The sequence below is a fragment of the Streptomyces gottesmaniae genome, assembly GCF_031845845.1.
GTDB classification, from domain to species: Bacteria; Actinomycetota; Actinomycetes; order Streptomycetales; family Streptomycetaceae; genus Streptomyces; species Streptomyces akebiae.
Genome location: NZ_JAVRFJ010000042.1, coordinates 1 through 24,482, shown reverse-complemented (window position 1 = coordinate 24,482; position 24,482 = coordinate 1). Strand labels below are relative to the sequence as shown.

General features: G+C 68.3%; 21 protein-coding genes. 19 read left to right on the top strand and 2 right to left on the bottom strand.

Features of this window, described 5'->3' with window-relative positions; genetic code table 11:
- The first annotated feature begins 29 nt into the window (after window positions 1-29).
- From RM704_RS35705 to RM704_RS35670, 8 genes are all read left to right on the top strand, one after another.
- On the top strand, window positions 30-806 hold the full coding sequence (locus RM704_RS35705; RefSeq protein WP_033525663.1) for an enoyl-CoA hydratase-related protein: 777 nt from the start codon (window positions 30-32) through the stop codon (window positions 804-806).
- Window positions 803-1,762 carry an acyl-CoA dehydrogenase family protein gene (locus RM704_RS35700; RefSeq protein WP_033525664.1) on the top strand — a complete coding sequence of 320 codons (960 nt, stop codon included), beginning with the start codon at window positions 803-805 and terminating at the stop codon, window positions 1,760-1,762. Before RM704_RS35705 ends, RM704_RS35700 begins: the two co-directional genes overlap by 4 nt.
- Before the next feature lie 52 nt (window positions 1,763-1,814).
- Window positions 1,815-3,017, top strand: a complete 1,203-nt coding sequence (locus RM704_RS35695) for a CaiB/BaiF CoA transferase family protein (protein WP_033525665.1) — start codon at window positions 1,815-1,817, stop codon at window positions 3,015-3,017.
- Window positions 3,005-3,781, top strand: coding sequence for an enoyl-CoA hydratase/isomerase family protein (locus tag RM704_RS35690; RefSeq protein WP_033525666.1), 777 nt, complete (start codon window positions 3,005-3,007; stop codon window positions 3,779-3,781). Before RM704_RS35695 ends, RM704_RS35690 begins: the two co-directional genes overlap by 13 nt.
- A 5-nt stretch (window positions 3,782-3,786) precedes the next feature.
- The gene (locus RM704_RS35685) at window positions 3,787-4,953 is read left to right on the top strand and encodes an acyl-CoA dehydrogenase family protein (protein ID WP_033525667.1); all 1,167 of its coding nucleotides are present in this window, start codon (window positions 3,787-3,789) and stop codon (window positions 4,951-4,953) included.
- Window positions 4,954-5,012: 59 nt separating this feature from the next.
- Window positions 5,013-6,476 (top strand): aldehyde dehydrogenase, encoded by a 1,464-nt coding sequence (locus RM704_RS35680; protein WP_033525668.1) that lies wholly within the window; start codon window positions 5,013-5,015, stop codon window positions 6,474-6,476.
- A 118-nt stretch (window positions 6,477-6,594) separates the two neighbouring features.
- Window positions 6,595-7,788, top strand: a complete 1,194-nt coding sequence (locus RM704_RS35675; protein ID WP_033525669.1) for an acyl-CoA dehydrogenase family protein — start codon at window positions 6,595-6,597, stop codon at window positions 7,786-7,788.
- A 200-nt stretch (window positions 7,789-7,988) separates the two neighbouring features.
- Window positions 7,989-8,729 (top strand): FadR/GntR family transcriptional regulator, encoded by a 741-nt coding sequence (locus tag RM704_RS35670; protein WP_033525670.1) that lies wholly within the window; start codon window positions 7,989-7,991, stop codon window positions 8,727-8,729.
- 130 nt (window positions 8,730-8,859) lie between these two features.
- Here the strand turns inward: RM704_RS35670 and RM704_RS35665 are convergent, their stop codons facing one another.
- Together RM704_RS35665 and RM704_RS35660 are read right to left on the bottom strand one after the other, a co-directional pair.
- Window positions 8,860-9,729, bottom strand: a complete 870-nt coding sequence (locus RM704_RS35665) for an NAD(P)-dependent oxidoreductase (RefSeq protein WP_033525671.1) — start codon at window positions 9,727-9,729, stop codon at window positions 8,860-8,862.
- A 108-nt stretch (window positions 9,730-9,837) separates the two neighbouring features.
- Window positions 9,838-11,322 carry an aldehyde dehydrogenase gene (locus RM704_RS35660; protein ID WP_033525672.1) on the bottom strand — a complete coding sequence of 495 codons (1,485 nt, stop codon included), beginning with the start codon at window positions 11,320-11,322 and terminating at the stop codon, window positions 9,838-9,840.
- A 429-nt stretch (window positions 11,323-11,751) separates the two neighbouring features.
- Between RM704_RS35660 and RM704_RS35655 the strand changes: the two genes are divergently transcribed.
- The 11 genes from RM704_RS35655 to RM704_RS35605 all read left to right on the top strand — a co-directional run bounded on the left by RM704_RS35655 (window position 11,752) and on the right by RM704_RS35605 (window position 24,217).
- Window positions 11,752-14,229 carry a SpoIIE family protein phosphatase gene (locus RM704_RS35655; RefSeq protein WP_052145872.1) on the top strand — a complete coding sequence of 826 codons (2,478 nt, stop codon included), beginning with the start codon at window positions 11,752-11,754 and terminating at the stop codon, window positions 14,227-14,229.
- Between the two features lie 687 nt (window positions 14,230-14,916).
- Window positions 14,917-15,660 (top strand): SDR family NAD(P)-dependent oxidoreductase, encoded by a 744-nt coding sequence (locus tag RM704_RS35650; protein ID WP_052145873.1) that lies wholly within the window; start codon window positions 14,917-14,919, stop codon window positions 15,658-15,660.
- Window positions 15,661-15,684: 24 nt separating this feature from the next.
- Entirely contained in the window at window positions 15,685-16,899 is a 1,215-nt protein-coding gene (locus tag RM704_RS35645; protein ID WP_033525674.1) for an acetyl-CoA C-acetyltransferase, read from the top strand.
- Window positions 16,896-17,858, top strand: a complete 963-nt coding sequence (locus RM704_RS35640) for an NAD-dependent epimerase/dehydratase family protein (protein WP_033525675.1) — start codon at window positions 16,896-16,898, stop codon at window positions 17,856-17,858. Before RM704_RS35645 ends, RM704_RS35640 begins: the two co-directional genes overlap by 4 nt.
- A gap of 31 nt (window positions 17,859-17,889) precedes the next feature.
- The gene (locus RM704_RS35635; protein ID WP_202808128.1) at window positions 17,890-18,729 is read left to right on the top strand and encodes an aspartate/glutamate racemase family protein; all 840 of its coding nucleotides are present in this window, start codon (window positions 17,890-17,892) and stop codon (window positions 18,727-18,729) included.
- Window positions 18,726-19,085 carry a carboxymuconolactone decarboxylase family protein gene (locus RM704_RS35630; RefSeq protein ID WP_202808129.1) on the top strand — a complete coding sequence of 120 codons (360 nt, stop codon included), beginning with the start codon at window positions 18,726-18,728 and terminating at the stop codon, window positions 19,083-19,085. The genes RM704_RS35635 and RM704_RS35630 overlap by 4 nt, the downstream gene beginning before the upstream one ends.
- 70 nt (window positions 19,086-19,155) lie before the next feature.
- Window positions 19,156-19,905, top strand: a complete 750-nt coding sequence (locus RM704_RS35625) for an SDR family NAD(P)-dependent oxidoreductase (protein ID WP_033525676.1) — start codon at window positions 19,156-19,158, stop codon at window positions 19,903-19,905.
- A gap of 73 nt (window positions 19,906-19,978) precedes the next feature.
- A complete protein-coding gene (locus tag RM704_RS35620) occupies window positions 19,979-20,758 on the top strand; it encodes an SDR family oxidoreductase (protein ID WP_033525677.1) in 780 nt (259 codons plus the stop codon).
- Between the two features lie 4 nt (window positions 20,759-20,762).
- On the top strand, window positions 20,763-22,382 hold the full coding sequence (locus RM704_RS35615) for a class I adenylate-forming enzyme family protein (RefSeq protein WP_033525678.1): 1,620 nt from the start codon (window positions 20,763-20,765) through the stop codon (window positions 22,380-22,382).
- Entirely contained in the window at window positions 22,375-23,178 is an 804-nt protein-coding gene (locus RM704_RS35610; RefSeq protein ID WP_033525679.1) for an enoyl-CoA hydratase/isomerase family protein, read from the top strand. The genes RM704_RS35615 and RM704_RS35610 overlap by 8 nt, the downstream gene beginning before the upstream one ends.
- A gap of 190 nt (window positions 23,179-23,368) precedes the next feature.
- Window positions 23,369-24,217, top strand: coding sequence for an intradiol ring-cleavage dioxygenase (locus RM704_RS35605; protein ID WP_192829586.1), 849 nt, complete (start codon window positions 23,369-23,371; stop codon window positions 24,215-24,217).
- Window positions 24,218-24,482 lie beyond the last annotated feature (265 nt).

Below are 24,482 nucleotides of genomic sequence, written 5' to 3'. Positions count from 1 at the left end.
GCCGACTCGTCGAATCAGGAGCCGAGTGCATGAGCTACGAGGACATCACTGTCGCCGTTGATGACGGTGTCGCGGTGATCACGATCAATCGGCCCGACCGGGCCAACAAGCTGAGGTTCGAAACGGCCCGTGAGCTGCTCACGGCGCTGCAGAAGGTGCGGCAGACCCGCGAGATCGACGTGGCGGTCCTCACCGGTGCCGGCGACAGGTTCTTCTGCATCGGGGGAGAGCATGATGAGCTCTCCTCCCTCGACTACTCCAGCGTGATGCCGGTCATCGATCTCTACGAGTTCATCGACGCGATGCCCAAACCGGTGATCGCGGCGGTCAACGGGTACGCCGTCGGCGGAGGGAACGTGCTGCAGGTCGTGTGCGACCTCTCGATCGCCGCCGAGCACGCCGTGTTCCGGCAGGTGGGCCCGATGGTCGGCAGCTTCGACGCCGGCTTCGGCACCTGGTACCTGGAGGAGACCATCGGCCGTCGGCGGGCCAAGGAGATGTGGTACCTGAACCGCAAGTACTCCGCTCAGGAAGCCCTGGACATGGGCCTGGTCAACGAAGTGGTGACCGGTCGCCCTGTCCTCGACAGGGCCGTCGAAGTCGCTCAGGACCTGCGTAGGCGTGGCCCGTTCGCGCTGGCCGCCCTCAAGACCGCCTTCTCCAGCCGCCACACCGGTGTCGCCGGACAGGCGCGCCTGGCACACGACCTGCTGCTCACCGCCTACCGCAGCACCGAGGAGGCGGCCGAGATGTCGGAGTCCTTCGAGGAGCGCCGCGACCCCCGTCGCGAGAGGTTCCACCGATGACCGGGCGCAATGTGGAACTCGACGACTTCCTCGATGTGCTGACGAAGCGTCTTGTGTCGGTGCAGTGGAGCGACGCCCACGCCGTCCGTGGCGCGTTCGCCGCGGCGGATGTCCTGGATCTGGCGCAGGAGGCGGCCGAGCTCGACGACGCCGTCGACTGGCTCGTCGCAGCCGTGCGCACGACCGCGCACGTCTCGCCCGCGGCGGCGTTCGCCCTCGCGGGCCGGTTCGCCGCGCAGCGTGGTCTCGCCGCTTCGGAGGCGGACGGCCGCGATGTGAGGGACGTGACCTCTGCGGTCACCAATCCCGCCGCGCGGAACCCGTGGACGGCCACTGTGCCTACCTTGTTCGCGCCCGCCGCGGTGGTGCTCCTGGACCGCTCCACGGGGCGGGCCGCGCTGGCCCGCCTGAACGCGCTGGTGGGGGATGAGCCCGAGGGAACACGGCGCAGCGGACTGCGCGAAGCCGCCCTGAGGACGGTCCGGCTCGACGACACGGTCGTGACGCTGCCGGATGCCGTCACAGGGCGCACCGCGCGCGACTGGGACCTGTTCACCTCCGCTGCGGGCCTCGGCCTCGCGGAGACAGCGCTGCACATGGCCGAGACGTACGCAGGTGAGCGGCGTCAGTTCGGTTCCGCGATCGGCACCTTCGCGGGTCTGCGAGCGATCCTGGCCGAGATGCGGATCCGTGTCCGCACGGTGCACGCGATGCTCGACGGCGCGGTCGCCCGTGACCTCGACCCGGCAGAGCTGCTGGCCCAGGCGGGCAGGACCGCCGTCGACGTCTGCCTGGACGCGATCCAGGTGCACGGCGGCTACGGATACATCGACGAATACCCCGTGGCCGGTCTGCTGCGCGACGCGCTGAGCCTCCGAGCCCGCGGCGGCGGACGCCGAACCGTCCTGGCGCAGGTCGCCGCTCGACGCCTCGGCAAGCCCGGGGGCGATACGTGATGGCACTCGCACCCTCCACACCCCTGAAGCGCCGCCCGAGGAAGGAGGCCTCGTGAACACGTCTTCCGGCCCGTTGCACGGGATCACCGTGGTCGACATCTCGTCGTCCTACGCGGCACCGACCACTTCCATGTATCTCGGTGACATGGGAGCGGAGATCATCAAGATCGAGCCCGTGCGCGGAGACGACGCCCGTGGATGGGGACCACCCTTCCTCAACGGCGAAGCCGCGTGGTTCCTGTCGGTCAACCGCAACAAGAAGAGCCTGTGCCTGGACATACGCGGTGAGCAGGGCCGTGAGGTGCTCTTCCGGCTGCTGGAGACCGCGGACGTGTTCATCGAGAACCTGAATCCGGCCAAACTCGAGCGGCACGGCCTGGGGCTCGACGCACTGCGTGAACGGTTTCCCCGATTGGTGATCTGCGCGTTGTCGGGGTTCGGGATCGACGGCCCCGATGCCGCGCTCCCGGGATACGACCTGATCGCCCAGGCCCGCTCCGGGATGATGAGCGTCACCGGCGACGCCGGAGTACCGCAGCGCGTCAGCACCGCTCTGTCCGACGTCGCGGCCGGCACCGTAGCCGCGTACGCCATCGCCGCCGCGCTGGTCAGGCAGCAGAGGCACGGCGTCGGCGAGATCATCGACGTCGCCCTGCTCGAAGCCGACCTCGCCTTCATGTCACCACGGATCGCCAGCTTCCTCGCGGGCGATCCGGAACCCCGCCCCTGCGGCGGCACCGACTCGGTGGTCGCGATCTACCAGACGTTCCGGACGAGCGACCGCCCCATCGTCGTCGCGGTGGGCAACGACAAGATCTGGCTCCATGCCTGCGCGGCGCTGGGTCTGGACGAGCTGGCTCAGCGGCCCGACCTGGCGACCAACGCCGGGCGCCGTGCGCGCCGGGACGAGGTCGTCGACGCGTTCCAGTCGGTTCTGACCACGAGGACTTCGCAAGAGGCGCTGAAGACTCTTCAGGATGTCGGCGTACCGTGTGCGCGGATCAACTCGCTGTCAGAAGTCGTGGATGACCCCCAGGTGGAGGCTCGCGAGGCGATCGTCAGCCAGGAGCATCCGCGTGCGGGCGTCTTCCGGGGCGTCGCGAGCCCGTGGCGTCTCGGTTCGCAGAGCAGTCGGGCGCCCCGCCTGCCGGCGCCGCTCCGGGGCGAGCACGGGCGCGACATCCTTAGCAGTGCAGGCTTCGACGACGAGCGGATCGCCGATCTCGCGGAGGCGGGTGTCGTATGGGTTCCCTGATCGAGGTGGACGACAACGGACGGGTGCGGACGATCACCCTGAACCGTCCGGACCGGCTCAATGCCCTGAACACCTCCGTGCTGGACGAGCTGGCCGACGAGGTCCGGCTGGTCGCGGAGGAGAGCAGGGGCATTCGGTGCCTGGTCGTCCGCGGGGCAGGTGACCGGGCGTTCAGCGCCGGCGCCGACCTCGAGGAGATCCGCGGCCTCGACGCCGACCAGGCGCAGGCCTTCATCCGGCGGGGTCACCGTGCGATCACCGCGATCGAGCGCTCACCCGTTCCGGTGATCGCCGAGGTCGACGGCTTCGCCCTCGGTGGTGGATTCGAACTGATGCTCGCGTGCCACGTGGTGATCGCCTCGGACCGCAGTCAGTTCGGCCTCCCGGAGGCACGGATCGGCTGCATCCCGGGATTCGGGGGTACCCAGCGGCTGCCCAGAACCGTGGGGAAGGCTGCGGCCTTCCACCTGATGCTCACCGGCAGCCGGATCGACGCCGATCGTGCCTGGCAGATCGGTCTGCTGTCAGTCCCGCCGGTTCCCACCGCCGAACTGCCCCGTGAGGTGGCGGAGACGGCGTTTCTGATCGCGTCCGGCAGCCGCACCGGTCTGGCCAACCTGCTCGAAGCCGTACGGCAGAGCACGTCCGGCCCAGCCCTGGAGCATGAGGCCGCACTCGCCGCCCTTTCGATCGCCTCCGTTGACGGCCAGGAGGGCATCACGTCCTTCGCCGAGCGACGCGAGCCCGTCTTCACCGAGGAGTGACGAAAATGAACACCGCGCCTGAACCCCCACCCTCGGCGGACCGCACCACCGTCCTGTCCCTTCTCGATGGAGTGATCGCGCAGACCGTGGCCCCGGCCGCAGCAACCGTGGACCGGGACGGCTCCTTCCCTCTGGAGTCCATCCAGGCGCTCGCCCGGGCAGGTCTCGGCGGGCTTCTGATCCCGACCACGCTTGGAGGACGAGGCTCGTCGACGGCGACGTACGCTGAGGCGCTCTCCCGGATCGCGGCCGCCTGCGGATCGACCTCGACGGTCTACATGACCCAGATGCACTGCGCTCACCCGATCCATCTCCAAGGGCGGCCCGACCAGCACGAGGCGTGGATTCCCGCGCTCTGCGAGGGCACGGCCATCGGCGCGATCGCCCTGACCGAGCCCGAGGCGGGATCGGACGTCGCGTCGATGCGTACGACGGCGCGCCGTGACGGCGACTCCTATGTGATCAATGGCGAGAAGACGTTCATCTCGAACGGCGATGTCGCCGATGTCATCGTGCTCTTCGCGACGGTCGACCCGAGTCGCGGCAAGGACGGCATCACGGCCTTCCTCGTCGACACGGAGTACGCGCGGGGTCTCGAGGCCGGCAGGCCGATGAAGAAACTGGGCCAGAAGGGCGCCTCGACCGTCACGCTCGGATTTCAGGACTGTCGGATCCCCGTGGAAGCGCGACTCGGCGCCGAGGGCGAGGGCTACCCCCTGCTGTTGCGGTCGGTCGCGAAGTCGCGCATCAGCGCCGCCGCCCAGGGCGTGGGGTTCGCACAGGGTGCCTTCGACGCGACTGTGCGCTACTGCGCGGAACGAGACCTCCTCTCCTCCCGCACCGGCGGTGCCCAGGACCTCCAGTTCGAGCTGGCCCGCCTGCGTGCGGAGATCGCGGCCGGGCGGTCGATGCTGAGGGAGGTCTGCGAACTCGTGGACGCCAGCGACGGAGACCCCACGGCCGAGGTCTCCATGGTCAAGCTGCACTGCACGACCCTGGGTGTGCGAGTCGCCTCAGCCTGCGTCGAACTTCTCGGCGAGGACGGAGATCGCGACGACGTCGGTGCGGAGCGCCGACTGCGCGACGGGAAGATCACGGAAATCTACGACGGGACCAACCAGGTCCAGAGCATGCTCGTAGCCCGGGGCATCCGCCTCTCGGTGACGGCGTGACCGAGCACGCAGGCCGGCACCGCTGACTCATACGAATCTTGTCGACGAGGAGAGCTCCAATGATGTGGGAGGGCCGTTACGACCGCCTGTTCATCGGAGGGCGGTGGATTCCGGCACACGGTGAGCACCTGAGGATCGTGTCGCCGTTCACGGAAGAGGTTGTCGCCGAGGTTCCCTCGGCGTCTTCGAGCGACATCGACCGTGCCGTCGCTGCGGCACGTGACGCGTTCGACAACGGGCCGTGGCCGCGTATGCCGCTGGAGGCGCGCATGGCGGTACTACGGGAACTGCGGCGGCTGCTCGCCGAGCATCAGGAACCGATCGCACAGCTCATCACCGACGAGATGGGCTGTCCCATCACGCAGTCCCGCGCCATCCAGGCCGCCAATCCGGTCCGGGTGATCGACGCGTGTCTCGATCTCGCGCCGGACTACCCGTTCCGGTCGATCCGCACGGCAGAGACGGGCAGCGCACTCGTCACCAGGGAACCGGTCGGCGTCGTGGCCGCCGTTGTTCCTTGGAACGTGCCCATGAGCATCAGCATTCAGAAGGTCGTTCCGGCCGTGCTGGCGGGGTGCACAGTCGTTCTGAAGCCGGCCCCGCAGACGGCGCTCGACGCCTATCTTCTGGGCGAGCTGATCGAGCGGGCAGGATTCCCGGAAGGTGTGGTCAACATCGTTCCGGCGGAGCGCGAGAGCAGCGAGCACCTTGTCGCGCACCAGGGCGTGGACAAGGTGTCCTTCACCGGGTCGACCGCTGCGGGCCGTCGGATCGCAGCGCTGTGCGGTCACGATCTGCGACGCGTCACGCTGGAGTTGGGTGGAAAGTCGGCCGCCATTGTTCTGGATGACGCCGACCTTGACCGCACCGTCGAGGCGATGCGTCTCGGGGCGTTCCGTAACAACGGTCAGGTGTGCACTCTGAAAACCAGGGTGCTGGTCTCCGAGGCGCGTCAGGCCGAGCTCGTCGAGCGGCTCCGCTCCCTGATCGACTCGATGCCGGTGGGCAGTCCGTACGACGAGGCCACACAGATCGGGCCGCTGGTCTCCCACCGGCAGCGTGAGACGGTGGAGCACTACATCGCCAGCGGTCTCAAAGAGGGAGCGACTCTCGTCACAGGTGGCGGACGTCCGGACGGCCTTGACCGCGGCTGGTTCGTGGAGCCGACGCTCTTCACCGATGTGCAGCCGGATATGACGATCGCTCAGGAAGAGATCTTCGGACCGGTCCTCGCCGTCACGACCTACCGGGACGAAGCCGATGCGGTCGAGATCGCCAACAACTCCCCATACGGTCTCAGCGGGGCGGTGTTCACATCGGACCCCCGCCGAGGGATGGAACTCGCGAGCCGGATCCGCACCGGTGTCGTGGAGTTGAACGGGCACCCGGTCGGGCTCAAGGCACCTTTCGGTGGGTTCAAAGCCAGTGGCATCGGGCGCGAGTACGGGCCCGAGGGGCTGGACGCCTATACGGAGTTGAAGTCCATCGGACTGCCCCCGGACATGGCGTCGTCGCTCGCGTGACCGACCGACCGAGCCGGGGACAACCCCGCATGCCCTGCCCCATCGCCCCTGCTGACCAACGGGTCGCGGTTGTCGCGACGACGCCGTGGCCATCGGACTGAGAGGAACGGACCATCAGATGGATCGTCTTGCCCACACCGATGAACTGACCGAGGACCAGCGGGAGATCCTCAAGGTGGTCAGGCAGTTCGTTGAAGAGAAAATCATGCCGGTCGCCACCGAACTCGAGCACAAGGACGAGTACCCGACCGACATAGTCGAGGGACTGAAGGAACTCGGTGTCTTCGGCCTGATGATCCCGGAGGAGTACGGCGGGCTGGGTGAGTCGCTCCTGACGTACGCCCTGTGCGTGGAAGAGATCGCACGAGGCTGGATGAGCGTCTCAGGTGTCATCAACACCCACTTCATCGTCGCCTACATGGTGATGCGGCACGGCACCGAGGAGCAGAAGCGGAAGTACCTCCCGCGGATGGCCACCGGCGAGGTGCGGGGCGCCTTCTCGATGTCGGAGCCAGGCCTCGGCTCCGACGTCTCGGCCGTGGCCACCAAGGCGGCCAGGCTTCCCGACGGCTCCTACTCGATCACCGGCCAGAAGATGTGGCTCACCAACGGGGGTTCGTCGAACCTGGTCGCAGTGCTGACGAAAACCGACGAGGGCGCGGCCTCGGTCTACAGGAACATGACCACGTTCCTGGTCGAGAAGCAGCCCGGTTTCGGCGAGACCGCCCAGGGTGTCACCGTCCCGGGAAAGATCGACAAGATGGGCTACAAGGGCATCGACACCACCGAGATGATCTTTGACGATCATCGGATCGAGGGCACCCAGATCCTCGGAGGAGAGCCCGGCCAGGGCTTCTACCAGATGATGGACGGTGTCGAGGTGGGCCGCGTGAATGTCGCCGCGCGCGCATGCGGCATCGCCGTTCGCGCCTTCGAGCTGGGCATCGCGTACGCGCAGCAGCGTGAGACGTTCGGTAAGCCGATCGCTCAGCACCAGGCGATCCTGTTCCGCCTGGCGGAGATGGCGACCAAGGTCGAGGCCGCCCACGCGATGATGGTTCGCGCGGCACGCAAGAAGGACTCCGGTCGGCGCAACGACGTCGAGGCCGGCATGGCCAAGATGCTCGCGAGTGAGTACTGCAAGGAAGTGGTCGAGGCCTCGTTCCGCATCCATGGCGGGTACGGATACTCCAAGGAGTACGAGATCGAGCGACTCTACCGCGAGGCGGCCTTCATGCTCATCGGCGAAGGTACGTCCGAGATCCAGAAGATGATCATCGGCCGCAGCCTGCTCCAGGAGTACGCGATGTGACGAGCGACGAGCAAGGGGCAGTCGGTGCAGGCCTCCCCGCCGTGGACCGGGCAGGGGAGGCTGTCGATCAGCAGCTTGAAGCACGACATTTTTCAGTATGACAATTTACCGGCCCTGGCCATATACTGCGGCTTTGGATCAGGCCTTGTGTACGTCCGGCGTGACGGCGTCGGGCATGTCGACGGTTGGGGAGGCGCGGTATGGCGGAGACGGGGTCTGGGGCGGCGGAGAAGTTCCGCGCGCGACAAGTGACGCGGCCGCGTGATCAGGTGGAGCAGCAGATCAGGGAAGCGATCCTGGAGGGTCGTTTCGCCCAGGGGGAGAAGCTCCCGCCGGAGACGGAGCTGGCGAAGCAGTTCGGCGTGAGCCGTCCGACCGTGCGTGAGGCGTTGGGCGCGCTGGTGAGCGGCGGCCTCATCCGGAAGATTCCAGGGATGGCGGGCGGGAGTTTCGTCAACACGGTCACTCCGGATTCGCTCAGCCGGATGCTGAGTGAGTCGGTGGACACAATTCTGCGCCTGGGTGCCCTGGACATGCTCGAGCTGACCGATGTACGGCGGGTCTTGGAAGTCCCGGCCGCCCGTCTGGCCGCTCGGCATCGGAGCGAGGAGCAGGTGGGCGAGCTGCGGTCCATCGTGGAGCGGCAGCGGACGACGACGATTGACGATCCGGAGATCCCGGGCTACGACCTGGCGTTCCACACGACGATCGGGCAGGCGTCGGGCAACCGGCTGCTGGCGGCGTTCATCGCCGCGGTGCACGATGCGACGCATCCGGCGCAGTACCTGGACGTGACCGCGGAGGTCGGGAAGCGGACGGTGAAGCAGCACATGGTGATCCTCGCGGCGATCGAGACCGGGGACGAGGACGCGGCCGCGGAGGCGATGCAGTCACACCTCGACTACGTCCTGCGGTATTCGACCGCCCAGCCCAAGGCATAGTTCCATGCAGGGCGACCGTAGCTGAGTGACTCGGTCCAGGCCGGAACCGCTCGTGCTACGCACAAAAGCTGGTGTTCATGACGTGTGCCCTCCCGGCCTGCAGGCCGGGAGGGCACACGTCATACCGGCATCAGTCGGCGTACCACTCCGCCATGAACTGGCTCTGGTCCGCGTCGGGGCCGAAGCGGTCGATGGCCTCCATGGTGAACTCCTCGACGAGGTGCCCGATCGGGGTGGCGTGCCCGAGGCCTTCCGCCATCTCGTTGGCCAGGTGGAGGTCCTTGAGCATCAACTGGAGCGTGAAGCCCTGGGCCCTGTACGAGCCGCCGCTGAGTAGTTGGGGGAACGTGTTCTCCGTCGTGTAGTTGCGGCTGCTCGACTTGTTGATGACCTCGACCACGGTGTCCTGGTCGATACCGCACGCCTGCCCGAGACGAACGGCCTCGAGCGCGGCGAAACGGTTGCAGCTGTTGAGCAGGTTGTTCACGAGCTTCATCGCGTGTCCCGTCCCCGAGGGACCGACGTGGAAGACATGAGGGGTCACGGCCAACAGCAGGTCCCGGGCTCTGGCGAACGCCTGCTCGGAGCCTCCGACCATAAGGGTTGCCGTGCCGGCGCGGGCCCGCTTGACGCCTCCGGCGATCGGCGCGTCGACGAAGTCGACGCCGAGTTCGGCGAGGGCGGGAATGATCTCCCTGTCCGTCGTGGGCGCCCCGGTGGTCGTGTCGATGACCAGAGTTCCCCGCGCGAAGTGGCGGGCTATTCCTTGGTCGCCCAGGAGAAGTTCGAACACGTTGGCCGGTCCTGGTAGCGAAAGGAAGACGTACCGGCAGTGCTTCGCTGTCTCGTCCGCCGGCATGAAGGTGGCGCCCTGGCTCACAAGTTCGTCAGCAGCCTGTCTGTTCAGATCGCTCACGTACAGATCGTGATCCGCCACGAGACGGCTCGCGATGGCCGAACCCATGGCGCCAACGCCGATGAACCCCAGTTTCTCGGACAATGCGGTACCTCACTCACCTCGTGGCCGACCCGGAGTCGACCCAGCTCTCATGACCGTCGGTCGTGCTCGTGGGGAGGGGCGGATCAGGGTTCGCGCCGCGTCCCAGGATCAGGCCCGCGGGTTGAAGGGGTCCTTGATGGTGTTGCCGGTGTCGATCCAGGCGGACTTGACCTCGGTGTACTCGTGGACGGCGTGCATGCCGTTCTCCCGTCCGATGCCGCTCTCCTTGAAGCCGCCGAACGGGGCGACGTAGTTGACCTTGCGGTAGTTGTTGATCCACACCGTGCCGGCGCGCAGGCGCCGGATCATCCGGTGCGCCAGCGCGATGTCCCGGGTCCAGACGCCCGCGGCCAGACCGAAGCTTGTGTCGTTGGCGATGCGGACGGCGTCGTCCTCGTCACGGAACCGGATCAGTGAGGCCACCGGCCCGAACACTTCCTCCCGGGCGATGCGCATGTCGTTGGTGACTTCGGTGAAGACTGTCGGCTCGACGAAAAGCCCCTTCTCCAGGGCGGGATCGGCCGGACGCTTGCCGCCGGCGGCAAGCACCGCGCCCTCGGCCTTGGCGATGTCGATGTACCGCAACACCTTGTCGTACTGTGCTCGGCAGGCGACCGTCCCCATTTCGCTCGCCGGGTCGCTCGGGTCACCCAGCCGGATCTGCGAGGCCCGGGTGGCGAGCGCCTTGGCGAAGTCGTCATAGATGTCGTCGTGGACAAGAACGCGGGACCCCGCCATGCAGGTCTGGCCGGTGGCCGCGAAGATTCCGGCCATCACACCGTTGACGGCGTTGTCCAGATCGGCGTCGGGAAAGACGATGTTCGGCGACTTGCCGCCCAGCTCCAGCGACACACGGGCCAGCCGAGTGGCCGCCGTGGCCGCGATCTGCTTGCCGACCGAGGTCGAACCGGTGAACGAGATCTTGTCCACGCCCGGGTGAGCCACCAGAGTGGCTCCAGTCTCGCCGGCCCCGGTCACCACGTTGACCACACCGTCGGGGAAGCCTGCTTCCTTGATCAGCCGTGCGAACACCAACGTCGAAACCGGTGTCACCTCCGACGGCTTGACCACGACCGTGCATCCGGCCGCCAGAGCCGGTGCCAGCTTGGCCATCAACAGCATCAGCGGGCTGTTCCACGGCGTGATCAGACCTACCACGCCGATGGGCTCACGCATCGTGAACGCCTGCATGTTCGGCACGCTCGTCGCCAGCGTCTCACCGATCGGGCTCTCGGCCACCCCGGCGAAGAAGTAGCAGTGGTTCGCGAGTGCCTTCGCCTGATCGGCCACTTCGCGGATCAGCTTGCCGTTCTCGCGTACCTGCACCGTCGCCAGTTCGGTGGCGCTCTGTGTGATCAGGTCACCCAACCGGCGCAACAGGCCCGCACGCGCCAGGGGAGTCGCGCTCGACCACGGACCTTCCTCGAAGGCCTGCCGTGCCGCGGCCACCGCGGCATCGACGTCATCAGCGGTCGCCGTCGGTACCTCCGCCCAGTCGTCACCGTCGAACGGGCTGGTGCACCTGAACATCGAACCGTCGCCGCTCGCCCGCCACTGACCGTCGATCAGCATCGAGAAGCTCTCGATCGGCATCTAGGACCTTCCTTTCCTGGGGGTACGCCATACGGCGCCGGGGATGGGCGGCGGGAGTGGTCCTGCGCGTCAGGGACGCGGGGGCGGAAGAGGCGGCCGTGAGACGGCCGGACCGGTAAGAGGACGACTCGGCGAATGGCATGGAACTGCTGCCCACCTCGCGAATCTAGCTCTGAGGCTTCAGTCGGTCAACTGTCAGACACCAGCAAGTGTGCAATCACGTCCTACGCGCTGTAATCATGGGGTGTCGCGGAGCTACGCCGACCGCCACGGGTGAGCCCTGCGCGTTTACCGGCGCTCTCGCACCATGGGCAAAAGGGCGTGCTCCTCTTCGCTGATGGTCGCTGCGCGGATCCGAGACGGCCTCTGCGAGTACGTCGTGACCCAAGTCACTACCATGAGAGCAACGGCGTGGCCAGAAATGGGCTGATGTGGATGCGCGTACCGACGGCTTCCCGGGACCTCGGCGCAGGACTGGGAAATGTGCTGCAGGGGCCTTGTACGGCCACTGCGGTCGTGGATAGCCGGGGGAGCATCTCCTTGTGGAGTCCGGAGGCGGAATCTCTCCTCGGCTATCAGGCGAGGGACGTCTGTGGAACGCCCGCAGTGGACCTGCTGATCACCTCGGCGAACCGTGTAGCGGCGCTGGCAGCCGGCCGCCGACGGGGTGGAGCCGGGCAGGGCTGGGACGGTGTGCTGGACGTGAGGCACCGAGACGGGCATGTGGTCCGGGTCGCGCTGCGTGTGCGTGCCGTGCTCAGTGATCAGGGGCCGGCAGGCTGGTCGATCGGCGCCGTCGACGTGCGGCAGGTGGAGCGATCGGAGTTCGAGCAGGCCGTCCTCAAGGCGCTGTTCGAACAGGCCCCGGTCTCCATCACCGTTGTGGGCACCGATCTGAGATTCCGCGCGGTCAACGCCGTGGCCGTGCGCGATCTGGGGCTGCCTGCTGAGCGGATCATCGGGCGCCGCAACCACGACGTCGCGCCCGAGATCGACTTCCGGACGGCCGAGGAGCGCCTGCGCCAGGTGCGGGACACCGGCGAACCGGAGATTGGTTTCCCGGTACGCGGTCGACTCCCGTCGGACCCGGAGCGCGAGGGCATGTGGTCCTCCTCGTCGTTCCGACTGACGGACTCGGCCGGACACGTGCTCGGTATGTGCCAGACGTTCGTCGACGTCACCGAGGGCTATCGGGCCCAGCAGCGGCTGGAGCTGCTGACCGAGGCCGGGACGCAGTTGGGCACCACTCTGGATGTTGAGCGCACCGCGCAGGAACTGGCCGACGCGGCTGTTCCCGGGCTGGCGGACTTCGCCGTCGTCGACCTCTTGGAGGCCACGGTGCGGGGGGAGGAGCCGGCTCCCGTGCCGGTGGGCGCTCCGGCGCTGCTTCGCCGGTCGGGAGTCCGATCGGTGCGACCCGGGAATCCTGAGGCCGCGTATGCCGTGAGCGAGCGGGTGACGTTTGCCCCGGCCACACCTCAGGCCCGATGCCTGGTGGGTGGGCGGCCGGAGCTCATGCGAAAGCTGGATGACGTCGAGCAGTCGGCCTTCGATCCGCGCATCGTCGAGAAGATTCGCGCGTCCGGCACCCGCTCGGCGATGGTGGTGCCGCTGCGGGCACGCGGGATCACGCTCGGTGTGGCTGTCTTCGCTCGCCATCGCGACTCCCCCCAGTACGATGAGGGTGCTTTGGCCCTGGCTGAGGACTTCTGTTCGCGTGCCGCGGTGTGCATCGACAATGCCCGCCGCTACACCCGCGAACACACCACCGCTCTTGCTCTGCAGCGCAGTCTGCTGCCGCGTGATCTTCCCGACTCTCCTGCGGTGGACACCGCCTACCGGTATTTGCCCGCCGCCGCCCACGCCAGCGCCGGCGGGGACTGGTTTGATGTCCTGCCGCTGTCCGGCGCCCGGGTCGCGCTGCTAGTAGGCGACGTCACCGGCCACGGCCTGCACGCGGCGGCCATCATGGGGCGACTGCGCACCGCTGTCCACACTCTGGCGGATCTCGACCTTGACCCCGACGAAGTCCTCGCTCACCTCGATGATCTCGTCGTCCGCCTGGCTGAGGAGGATCCCGACTGTCAGGGCGCCAGCTGTCTGTACGCCGTCTATGACCCGGTCTCCCGCCTGTGCACCTTCGCCCGCGCCGGCCATCCCCCACCCGCCCTGATACGCCCCGACGGAGCTGTGGAGTTCCTTGACGCCATCCCGCCGGGCCCGCCGCTCGGGCTGGGCGGCCTGCCCTTCGAAACCGCCGAGTGTCAACTCCCCGAGGGCAGCCTGCTCGCGCTGTACACGGACGGTCTCCTCCAGGAGCCAGGGCGGGACGTCGACGTTGGGTTGGACCGGTTGGCCCGCGCGCTGGCCGGCCCCGCCCGACCGTTGGAGGAACTGGGCGACGCGGTGATGTCCGGCCTCGTCGCCGAGCGTCGCTTCGACGACGTGGCCCTGCTCCTCGCCCGTACCCGCGTCCTGGCAGCGGACCGGGTCGCCTCCTTTCAGCTGCCGACCGACCCGGCCCTGGTCGCGCAGGCTCGCACCCTCGCCACCCGCCAGCTCGCCAAATGGGGCCTGGAACCACTCGCTTTCACCACCGAACTGATCGTCAGCGAGCTGGTCACCAACGCCATCCGGCATGCACGTGGCCCCATCGCGCTGCGCCTCATCCACACCCAAGCGCTCATCTGCGAAGTCTCCGACAGCAGCCTCAGCGCCCCGCACCTACGCCATGCCCGGACCACCGACGAGGGAGGTCGTGGCCTTTTCCTCGTCGCTCAGCTCGCCTCCCGCTGGGGCGCCCGCTACACCCACGACGGCAAGACCATCTGGGCTGAACAACCTCTTCCTCCTGCCGAGGCGCCGGGTGTGCGGATGGACGAAGCGGTCGACCTCCGTGCGGACTGAGCCTGGGGAACGCAGACTCGTTCAGCAGGCAGCCGGCTTTGGCATCGCGCACCTGCGGTACGCCAGGCCGATCCGTTGCCCCACCGACCGCCACCGGCGGGTGGGCCTGCGCGGGCGGCGGTCGGTCGCACGCTCATCGCAATGCCGTTGAGGCTGTCAGGAGTGCGACCCGTCAACCGGTCGAGGATGATCCGTTGGCCAAGGCGCAGGCGGAATTCGATGAAGGCCATCAGGAGGCGGAACCTCGGCAGTCGGTCGACCAGCGGCAGCACAGCGAGCCCGATCGGCCGGGGCCCTTGCCGAGAGAGCATTCGGCGCGGGGGCGACAGCTGGCACAGCCGGAGTGCCCCGACGTGAGTAATCGGGGACGAGGCCCCTGGTAAAGCCGCGGTGGGCCGCCGGCCCGCGCGCCGCGCCTGAGGGTCGAGGGCATGCGGTGAGTAGGTCCTGGCGACTGCGGGGTTTCTCGTTCGCCGCTCGTGACTGGCTGAGTGAGGGCCACTCGGTATGGCGCGCCGCGCATGTCTGGATCTCGCGTGCCCGGCAAGTCGGAACCGTTCGGCGGCGTCGGCTGGGGAAGCCTGCCGAACTCGATGCGTCGCGACCTGCTGAGACGCCCAGGTGCCTGACCGCGGAACCGCCCGCTTACATCTTGACAGTGGGTTGAATGTCAGACATCTTGTGGGCATGTCCACACAGGTAGCCATCGTCACGGGCGCGGGGCGGGGCCTCGGCCGCGCCGTAGCTCACAGCCTGGCCCGCCGCAAGGTCGCCGTCGTCCTCGCCGGACGTACGGCCGATCATCTGGCGGAAGTCCGGGACGTCGTTCTCGACGAGGGCGGCACCGCGCTGGCCGTGCCGACCGATGTCTCCGACGCTGCGTCGGTCCAGGCCCTCTTTGACACCTGCCTGGAGGAGTACGGGCGCCTGGACGTCCTCGTCAACAACGCCGGAGTCACCGCGCAAGTGGGACTCGTCGACATGACTGAGGACGACTGGGACCGTATCTTCGACATCAACGTCCGGGGCATGTTCCTGTGCAGCCGGGCGGCGGCCCGGCACTTCGCGGCGACGGGTTCCGGCCGGGCGATCAACGTCGCCTCGGTGTTCGGGCTGCTCGGTCGGCCCGGGTTCACCGCCTACGGCGCGTCGAAGGGCGCCGTCATCAACTTCACCCGTGCCGCAGCCGCGGAGTGGGCGAAGTTCGGAGCGCAGGTGAACGCTGTGGCGCCGGGCTACTTCGCGACGGACATCAACGCCGAACTGCGTGATGACGAGGCCGCGGTGGCCAAGGTGGTGCGAAGGATTCCCGCCCGGCGCATGGGGCGGCCGGAGGAACTCGCCGATCTCGTGACCTATCTGTCCCTCGACGCCCCCGATTTCCTGACGGGGCAGACCATCGCCATCGACGGCGGAGAATCCAGCGTCTGACCTCGCCTCAAAGGAGCCGTACTCATGTTCGAGGCCGTCATCTGTGAGCCTGTCCGTACCCCGGTCGGGCGCTATGGGGGCATGTTCAGGGACGTACCGGTCACACACCTCGCCGCCACGGTGGTCAAGGGCCTCGTCGACCGCACCGGCGTCACCGCCGACGACATCGACGACGTGATCTTCGGCCAGGGCTACGCCAACGGAGAGGCAGCGGCCATCGGCCGGATCGCCGCCCTGGACGCGGGTCTGGACATCACCGTTCCCGGCCTGCAGATCGACAGGCGGTGTGGATCGGGGCTGCAGGCCGTGATCTACGCCTGTATGCAGGTGGCGACCGGCGGCTCGCAACTGGTGCTGGCCGGCGGCGCGGAAAGCATGAGTCAGGCCGAGTACTACATCCCCGGTATGCGATGGAACCAGGGCCGCCAGCCCCAGCTGCTCGACCGGCTCGCCCAGCCACGTGGCAACTCGGGCGGCCGACGCTTCCCTGTGTCCGGCGGGATGATCGAAACCGCCGAGAACCTGCGCGCCGAGTACGGCATCAGCCGCTCGGAGCAGGACGAGTGGGCGGTCCGCTCGCACGCCCGGGCCGTCAGCGCGATGGAGCGCGGCCTCTTCGCCGACGAGACGATCCCGGTCGTGGTGCCCGCACGCAAGGGGGACGACCTCACGGTGACCGCCGACGAGCACCCCCGGCCGGGGACCACGGTCGAGTCGTTGGCCCGGCTACGGCCGCTGCTCCAGGGCACCATCGACGGGGCGACCGTGACCGCGGGCAACTCCAGCGGCCAGAACGACGCGGCCGCCGTCGCCATCGTCACGACGCCGCAACGCGCCGAGCAGCTCGGCTTGCGTGCATACGCCCGGCTGGTGAGCTGGTCGCTGGCCGGGGTGGAGCCGCACCGTATGGGTATAGGGCCCGTACCCGCAGCGCAGCGAGCGCTCGAACGAGCCGGGCTCCAGTGGTCCGATCTCGACCTGGTCGAGCTCAACGAGGCCTTCGCCGCCCAGGTGCTCGCCTGTCTGCGCGAGTGGAAACTCGGCAGCGGCGACCTGGAGCGGGTCAACGTCAACGGTTCGGGCATCTCCCTCGGCCACCCCATCGGCGCCACGGGCGGCCGGATCCTCGCGAACCTGCTGCGGGAACTCGACCGACGCGACGCGCGCTACGGCATGGAGACCATGTGCATCGGTGGCGGCCAGGGGATCGCTGCGATCTTCGAGCGGGTCGCGCGATGAGCCGGCGACGCGTCCTGGTGACCGGGGCCGCCGGATTCCTCGGCTCGCACGTGATCGAGCAACTCAGCGCGGCCGGCGACTACGACGTGGTGGCCACGGATGTCGTGTGCACCGAGCGCGCCGAAGCCCTGGCCGCCCTGATGCATGTCGAGTTCCTGGCCATGGACCTGCGCGACACTGCGGCACTCGACAAGGCCGTCAGCGGCTGCGACACGGTCATCCACCTCGCAGCGGTCCGCACCCAGGCCTCCTCGACGACACCGCGCGCCGCACACGACGTGAACGTGGGAGCGGCGTACGACCTGGTGAGCCTTTCGGCCCAACACGGTGTGAAGCGTCTGGTGCTCGGGTCGACCCACAGTGTCTACGGCCCCTTCGACGACCCTGCCGCACCCCCCTTCACCGAGGACCAGGCATCGATCCGTCGCGGCCTGAGCATGTATGCGGCGAGCAAACTGGCCGCGGAGGCTTTCGCCGAGGCCTTCGCCCAGGCCGGCGGCGCCCCGTACATCATCCTCCGATACGGCACGATCTACGGACCACGGGCCAACCGAGACTCCAACGCCGGCATCCTGATCGACATCCTCGACGCGCTCGACCGGGGAGAGCGCCCGTCGGTGCCGTGGCAACGGGACGCCGTGCACGCCCTCGTCCACGTCGACGACGCGGCGCTGGCCACCCTCCGCGCGGTCGAGGCGGTCGGCGTCGAACGCACGGCGGTCAACGTCGTCGGACCACCGGTCACGGCGGAGGAGCTCTACACGGAACTCGTGCGTATCCACGGCGGTGACCCAGGCGCCATCGAGTGGCGTGACGAGCGCACCAGGTATCAGTACGTCAGCGCAGGAAGACTGGCCTCGATACTGGGCCTCACCGCGACGACCGACCTGCTCAGCGGCCTGCGGGAGTTCGTCGACTGGTACCGCGCAGACGTCAAGGGCGCCGACCGGGCCCAGTGACCGGAACCCAGAGATCGGAAGACGAACCCCCGTGACCCGCATTCTGTATCTGAGTCTGTCCAACGCCACGTACTCCTCGAACTACTTCCCGTTCCTGCGCCGGTACATCGATGACTTCGTCTCCGAAGGCACCGAGGTCGAACTGAGAGGGGCCCGGGTCGGACGCATCGACAGCTTCCGGTTCTGGGAGGCACTCGACTCCGTGTCGATCCTGGATTCCGTACTGGACGCGGAGCAGTCCGGCTTCGACGCGGTCGCGATCGGCAACATCCTGGACCCCGCGCTGCGCGAAGCCCGCTCCATGGTCGACATCCCCGTGCTCGGCTACGGGGAGACCTCGATGCTGACCGCGTGCCTCATGGGCAGCAAGTTCGCCCTGGTGGGCGTCAACCCCTACTTCGGGGGGCGCTTCGAGGAGAACGTCGCCAAGTACGGGCTGCGCGAGCGACTGGCCGGCATCGAGTGCATGGACCTCACCCCGCATGAGTTGGACGCCTGCTTCTCAGATGACCAGGGCCGAAAGCGGGCCACCGACTCGTTCCTGGCGGCGGCCCGGGCGACCATGGCCCGCGGAGCCGAGGTCATCATCCCGGCGGGCGGCCGTATCACGGCGTTCCTCAACTCCGTCGGCCTGCGCGAGGTGGACGGCGCGCCCGTGCTCGACGGCACGGCGACCCTGCTGGCCATGACCGAGTCGGCCGTACGGATCCGTGCCGCGGCGGGTTGCTTCGTCAGCCGGCGACGCCTGTACGCCAAGGCCCCCACCGATGTGATCGGGGCTGCGGCGGCCGAATACGCCGAGAGCTACGGGCTTCCCGCGCTGGGCCGGCTCGCCCACCCCGCCCCCGAGGCCCCGGAGGAGAAGAAGTGAGCACGCCCCAGCCCATCGGACCGCCGGTCTACCCCCTGAGCAAGCAGGACACCTTCGTGTCCAACCTCGACCGGCTGAGGGAGACCTCGGACGCCGTGGCGGACGCGTTCCGCGGCCTGCGTCACGCGGCTGACGCGCACGGCACCTTGGACGCGAAGCAGCGCGAACTCTGTCTGCTGACAGGTTTCGCCGTCACCCGCAACGAGGGCGGGTTCCGTGTCCATTGCACCCGCGCCAAGGACGCGGGCGCGACGCTGGAGGAGATCGAGCAGGTCGTCATTCTCATGCTCGGCACTTCCATGGGCCTGGTCCCGGTCGTCGAAGCGCTCAGCTGGGCGCACGACGAGCTGAAGTGACCCGAAACGTTTTCCCACCACCACCCGCAACGCCCCCTTCGGAAGTACGAAGGCATCGACAGGAGGACACATGGCCGACGTCAATCAGCCGAAGAAGGCTCTCGTGGTGGGCGCCGGCTCCGGCATCGGACGCGCCACGGCCCTGCGCCTGGCGGACGCGGGCATCACCACCGCCGCGGCCGATCTGAATGCCGAGGCCGTGCGGCAGCTGGCGAAGGAGCACCCGAACATCGTCGCGCTGGGTGAAGGTTCATGGGACGCGACCGACCCCGAAGCCTGCGACCGGATGCTCAAGGAAGCCGTCGATGTCCTGGGACGCGTCGACCACGTGATCTCCACCGTGGGCTGGACGGCCATCCAACCGTTCCTCGACGAGTCACCCGAATACTGGCGACGGATCATCGACGTCAACCTGATGTCGAGCATCTACCTCGCGGCCGCGGCGGGAAGGGTACTGCGCGAGAACGGCGGCAGCATGGTCCTCACCTCGTCCGAGGCGGGCACGGTGGGGACCTCGGGCGAAACCGTCTACTCCGCGGCCAAGGCGGGCGTCATCGCCCTGGTCAAGTCACTCGCCCGCGAATGGGCCCGCCACGGCATCAGGGTCAACGCGGTGGCCCCCGGGATCACGGCCACGCCGCTGCTGGAGAGCCAGGGCGGCGACGCGCTGCTCTCGAAGATCGTGCGGGGGGTCCCCTTGCGCAGGGCTGGCGAGCCCGAGGAGATCGCCGCCGCTCTCACGTTCCTCGCGCTCGACGACGCGAGCTACATCACCGGCCAGACCCTGTGCGTGGGTGGCGGTCTGACCATGGGGTCGTAGACCCGGACACATATGACGAGTTCGGCGCGGCCGGCGGCGGCACGCACGGACAACTCCCGATGGTGAGGACAACATGGAACTCGACAGCAAGACGATCATCATCACGGGTGGCTCTCGTGGCATGGGACAGCGCCTCGCGCTCCGGCTCGGCGGCGAAGGCGCCAACGTCGTCGTCAACTACCGGCGTGACGCCGAGGCGGCGGAGCAGACCGTCGCCCGTATCGAGGAGGCCGGCGGCAGAGCTCTGGCGGTGCAGGCCGACATCTCGGACACCGAAGCCGTCGAGGCACTGGTGGGGACCGCGGCCGAGCGCTTCGGGAAGATCGACGTCATCGTCGCCAACGCGGCGGCCAGCGCGTTCAAGCCGCTGACGCAGATCCACGCCCATCACATAGCCAAGACGATGGGCATCACGGTCCAGGGCTTCCTCGATCTGGCGCGCGTCGGCGCCCAGCACATGCCGCCCGGCGGGAGGATCGTCGCCGTCTCCGGATGGGACAGCTTCCGAGTCCTCCCTGGCCACGGACTTCTCGGCGCCGCGAAGGCCGCCATGGAGACCATCGTGAAGTACTTCGCGATCGAACTGGGCAGCCGCGGCATCACCGCCGTCGGAGTCTGCCCGGGGCCCATCGACACCGATTCCTTCCGGTACTACGCGGGCGAGGCCTGGGAGGACTACGAACGTCACTGGTTGGCCCAGACACCCTCCGGCGCCTACCCGACGCCGGAAGAGGTCGCCGAGGTCATGGCGTTTCTCTGTTCCCCGCGCAGCGCGGCCATCAACGGCCAGACGATCGTCGTCGACGGCGGGCTGTCGCTCGCCACGATGCCGATGTCCTTCGGACAGGGCTGAAGCCATGACCACCGCAATGAATGTCGCGGCGCGGACCGTCGTCCAGCTCATGAGCCAGATCGAGCGTCGGCCCCGCCACTGCGTCGCGGTCGAGGGATCCGACGGCCGTCATCGGCTCACCATCGCCGACCTGACCGAGGCATCGAACCGGCTGGCCAACGCCTTCATCGGCCTCGGGCTGACACCGGGCGACCGGGTGGCCTATGTCGCGCAGAACCACGTCGAGTACGTGGTGCTCGAGTTCGCGTTGCTGAAGGCGGGACTGGTCAAGGTCCCGCTCAACCACCGGTTCACACCGCACGAGCTCCGCCGGTGCATGGAACTCGCCGACGTCCGCCTCGTGGTCGCGGACGGCCCGGCTGCCGCCGCTGTCGACGAGGTCGTCGACGGTGACGAACTCCTGAAGGTCGTCCTGGGCGAACGGTCGGGCTGGCGTTCGTTCGACGCCCTGGCCGCTGAGGGCTCGCCACTGCGGCCACGGGTCCACGTGGGTCCCGACGACCTCTACCACATCAGGTTCAGCTCCGGTTCGACGGGACGGCCCAAGGGCATCGCGATCTCGCACCGCGGGGCACGCGCGGCGATCCTCGGCAACACCTGGGTGATGAGCACGAGCGCACCGACACCCGCTCCCCGAACCCTGCAGGTGGCGCCCCTCGTGTACGCGGGCGGCTGGAGTGTGTTGCCCACACTGCTGTGCGGTGGCACCAACGTGGTCCTTCCACGGTTCGACGCGGACGAGACACTCCGGGTGATCAAAGACGAGCGGATCGACTGGATGTTCGCCGTGCCCACCATGCTGCGCCGGATCAGCGCTTCCGACGAACTCCCGCTGCTGCGTGACGCACAGCTCTCCTGCCTGATGCTGGCCGGTGAACCCGCCGCCCTTCCGGCGCTCGAGATCGTCAGCGAACACACGGACGCACTGCTCCAGTGCTGGGGACAGACCGAGGCACCCGCGTCCACCACTCTGCTCAGCCGGCAGGAGATGAGGACACCCGCGCTGTGGCCCTCCATCGGCCGCCCCGTACCCGGCGTAGAGTTCTCCCTCTTCGTCGGCGGTGACGTACTCGACGAGGTGCCGCCCGGCGTCCAGGGAGAGCTGGTGATCCGCACGCCGAGCATCGCCACGGCGCTCCTCGGCGCGGAGGCCGAGCATGCCGACCGCCTGCTTCCCGACGGTTGGTGGCGCACCTCGGACCTGGGCCACTTCGACGAGGAGGGCCGCGTCTTCATCGTCGGCCGTGCCAGCGAGACGATCATCACCGGCGGCACCAACATCCAGCCTGTCGAGATCGAGCGCGCTTTTGAGGAGCATCCCGGAGTGCGTGAGGCCATTGTGGTGGGCGTTCCCGACGAGCAGTGGGGGGAGACCCCGGCGGCGCTGGTCCATGCGCCAGATCCAGACGCGCTCAAGCCGGAGGAGCTCACCGACTGGGTGCGCGGCAGACTGGCCGGGTTCAAGCGTCCCCGCCATGTCTACCTCTCGGGCGACCCCATTCCTCGGGCTTCCGGAGAGTCCAAGATCGCTCGCGGCGACATCAAGCGGATGCTCCGTGCGTGGGTGGCGGATCCCACCCATGTCCCTGCCAACGTGACGAAGGTGGTGACCCCTCGTGGATGAGATCGTGGTCGACGGTACGGGCGTGATCGGTTCGGTACGGATAAACCGCCCGGAGCGCGGCAACTCGGTGACCCCGGTCGTCGTTACGGAACTAGGTGACGCCGTCCAGAGGCTGTGCGACACGGACGGGGTCAAAGCGGTCGTGCTGACCGGGACGGGTTCGGTGTTCTGCGCCGGGGCCGACGTCCGGGAGATGTTCGACGTGTACCACGCCGACGGCGCCGACGGCCTGATGGACTACCTCGCCGACGTGTGGATGCCCGCCGTCCAACGCACCGTCCGCCTCATCTGGGGCGCGCCGAAGCCGATCATCGCCGCGATCAACGGCGCGGCCACGGCCGGTGGGCTCGACTTCGGTCTTGCTTGTGACGTGCGAGTGGCCGCTTCCACCGCGCGATTCGCCGAGAGCTACGTCAATCTCGGGATGGTTCCCGTGGCCGGTGGCGCCTATCTCCTCCCCCTGGTGGCCGGGCTCCCCGCCGCCAGCGCCCTGCTGGCCTCCGGGGCCTTCGTTGACGCCGGCCGCGCTCTCGACCTCGGCATCGTGAACGAGGTGTGCGAGCCCGACCAGTTGGACGCCTGCGCACTGCGGTGGGCGTCGGACATGGCTCACGGGCCCGTCGAGACCTTCGCGCGGGTCAAGGGCATCGCCCGCGCAGCGTCGACACCGGCCTTCGAGACAGCCCTGCGCGACAGCCTCGCGGCGAACATCGAACTGATCGCGCGCCCCGAGGTCAGGGAACGCATCGTCGCCGTCATGGAGCGGTTCAGCCTTTCGAATGCCCGGCGCGGCTGACGGGCCTCGAACAGCCAGGCGGGGCCACCAGCGGAGTGGTGACATGGTCGCGCAGCTTCGGGAACGGCGCTCCGGCTGGCCCGCTCCGCCGGCGGGTGAGGGCAGTGACAGGCGATCGACAGCCGATCGGCAGAGACCGACAGCTTGGAGACCTGGTGCCTCCGGCAGCCGGCTCATACTGTCAGTCGTCATGAACGTTCACCGCGAGGCAGAAGTGCACGAGCACGACCGGGGCCTCTCCTACGACCTCCCCCTTCTCGCCCGTCGCCGGATGGTACGGCTGTTGGCGGGGGTAAGTCTGGTGCCGCTGGTGGGCTGCACCTCCGAGGAGGAGACCTCGGCGTCCTCGTCCCCGTCGTCGGCCTCTCCGTCGTCGGCCTCTCCGTCGTCCGCGTCGTCGCCCGTTCAGTGCGAGACGATCCCCGAGGAGACCGAAGGCCCGTTCCCCGGTGACGGTTCCAACGGCGTGAACGTCCTGAGGGAGAGCGGTGTCGTCCGCAGCGACATCACGAAGAGCTTCGGCGACTCCGCGGGGGGTACCGCCGAGGGCGTGCCCCTGACGATCACGCTCACGGTGGTGGACGCCGCGTCCGGGTGCGGCACCCCCAAGAAGGGCGCCGCCGTCTACATCTGGCAATGTGACCGGGAGGGCAGGTACTCCCTGTACAACGACGGCGTGACGGACGAGAACTATCTGCGCGGCGTCCAGGAGGCGGACGACCAGGGACAGGTCACGTTCAAGAGCATCTTCCCCGGCTGCTACCCGGGCCGCTGGCCGCACGTCCACTTCGAGGTGTACGGCAGCCTGGCCGACGCCACGGCGGCCAGGTCCATCACGAACACCTCGCAGCTCGCGCTGCCGAAGGACGTGAGCGACAGGGTGTACGCCACCGACGGCTACAGCGAGAGCGTGAGGAATCTCAGCGAGCTCTCCCTGGAGTCGGACATGGTCTTCAGCGACGGCTACGAGCAGCAGCTCGCGGCGGTCACCGGCAGCGTCGAGCGGGGGTACACCGCGACGCTGGCGGTTCCGGTGTAACCGGTCACAGCTGAACAGCTCGGGGTTCATACCGCGCGTGCTCCACGTTCAGCCTCTCCGACTCTGGCGGCCGGCCCCTCCGGCCGGGGCCCAGGACGTCCTGTGATGATGCCTGCCGGACCGAGAGCGCTGCACAGCCCGTGCCGGGTGGTTACTTCACCGGCTGCGGCTCCGGCTCGCTCTCCGTCTCCGCCGTGCCCGCCGGGGGCTCGTCGTCGTCCGGGATGGGGGTCTTGACGGACTCCAGCAACAGCTGGGCGACGTC

What these genes read in the sequence shown, in the direction of transcription:
- RM704_RS35620 (WP_033525677.1), top strand. Translation starts at nt 19,979, where the DNA reads ATGGAACTCGACAGCAAGACGATCATCATCACGGGTGGCTCTCGTGGC.
- RM704_RS35705 (WP_033525663.1), top strand. Translation starts at nt 30, where the DNA reads ATGAGCTACGAGGACATCACTGTCGCCGTTGATGACGGTGTCGCGGTG.
- RM704_RS35660 (WP_033525672.1), bottom strand. Translation starts at nt 11,322, where the DNA reads ATGCCGATCGAGAGCTTCTCGATGCTGATCGACGGTCAGTGGCGGGCG.
- RM704_RS35700 (WP_033525664.1), top strand. Translation starts at nt 803, where the DNA reads ATGACCGGGCGCAATGTGGAACTCGACGACTTCCTCGATGTGCTGACG.
- RM704_RS35650 (WP_052145873.1), top strand. Translation starts at nt 14,917, where the DNA reads ATGTCCACACAGGTAGCCATCGTCACGGGCGCGGGGCGGGGCCTCGGC.
- RM704_RS35625 (WP_033525676.1), top strand. Translation starts at nt 19,156, where the DNA reads ATGGCCGACGTCAATCAGCCGAAGAAGGCTCTCGTGGTGGGCGCCGGC.
- RM704_RS35615 (WP_033525678.1), top strand. Translation starts at nt 20,763, where the DNA reads ATGACCACCGCAATGAATGTCGCGGCGCGGACCGTCGTCCAGCTCATG.
- RM704_RS35685 (WP_033525667.1), top strand. Translation starts at nt 3,787, where the DNA reads ATGAACACCGCGCCTGAACCCCCACCCTCGGCGGACCGCACCACCGTC.
- RM704_RS35605 (WP_192829586.1), top strand. Translation starts at nt 23,369, where the DNA reads ATGAACGTTCACCGCGAGGCAGAAGTGCACGAGCACGACCGGGGCCTC.
- RM704_RS35655 (WP_052145872.1), top strand. Translation starts at nt 11,752, where the DNA reads ATGTGGATGCGCGTACCGACGGCTTCCCGGGACCTCGGCGCAGGACTG.
- RM704_RS35640 (WP_033525675.1), top strand. Translation starts at nt 16,896, where the DNA reads ATGAGCCGGCGACGCGTCCTGGTGACCGGGGCCGCCGGATTCCTCGGC.
- RM704_RS35680 (WP_033525668.1), top strand. Translation starts at nt 5,013, where the DNA reads ATGATGTGGGAGGGCCGTTACGACCGCCTGTTCATCGGAGGGCGGTGG.
- RM704_RS35645 (WP_033525674.1), top strand. Translation starts at nt 15,685, where the DNA reads ATGTTCGAGGCCGTCATCTGTGAGCCTGTCCGTACCCCGGTCGGGCGC.
- RM704_RS35690 (WP_033525666.1), top strand. Translation starts at nt 3,005, where the DNA reads ATGGGTTCCCTGATCGAGGTGGACGACAACGGACGGGTGCGGACGATC.
- RM704_RS35675 (WP_033525669.1), top strand. Translation starts at nt 6,595, where the DNA reads ATGGATCGTCTTGCCCACACCGATGAACTGACCGAGGACCAGCGGGAG.
- RM704_RS35670 (WP_033525670.1), top strand. Translation starts at nt 7,989, where the DNA reads ATGGCGGAGACGGGGTCTGGGGCGGCGGAGAAGTTCCGCGCGCGACAA.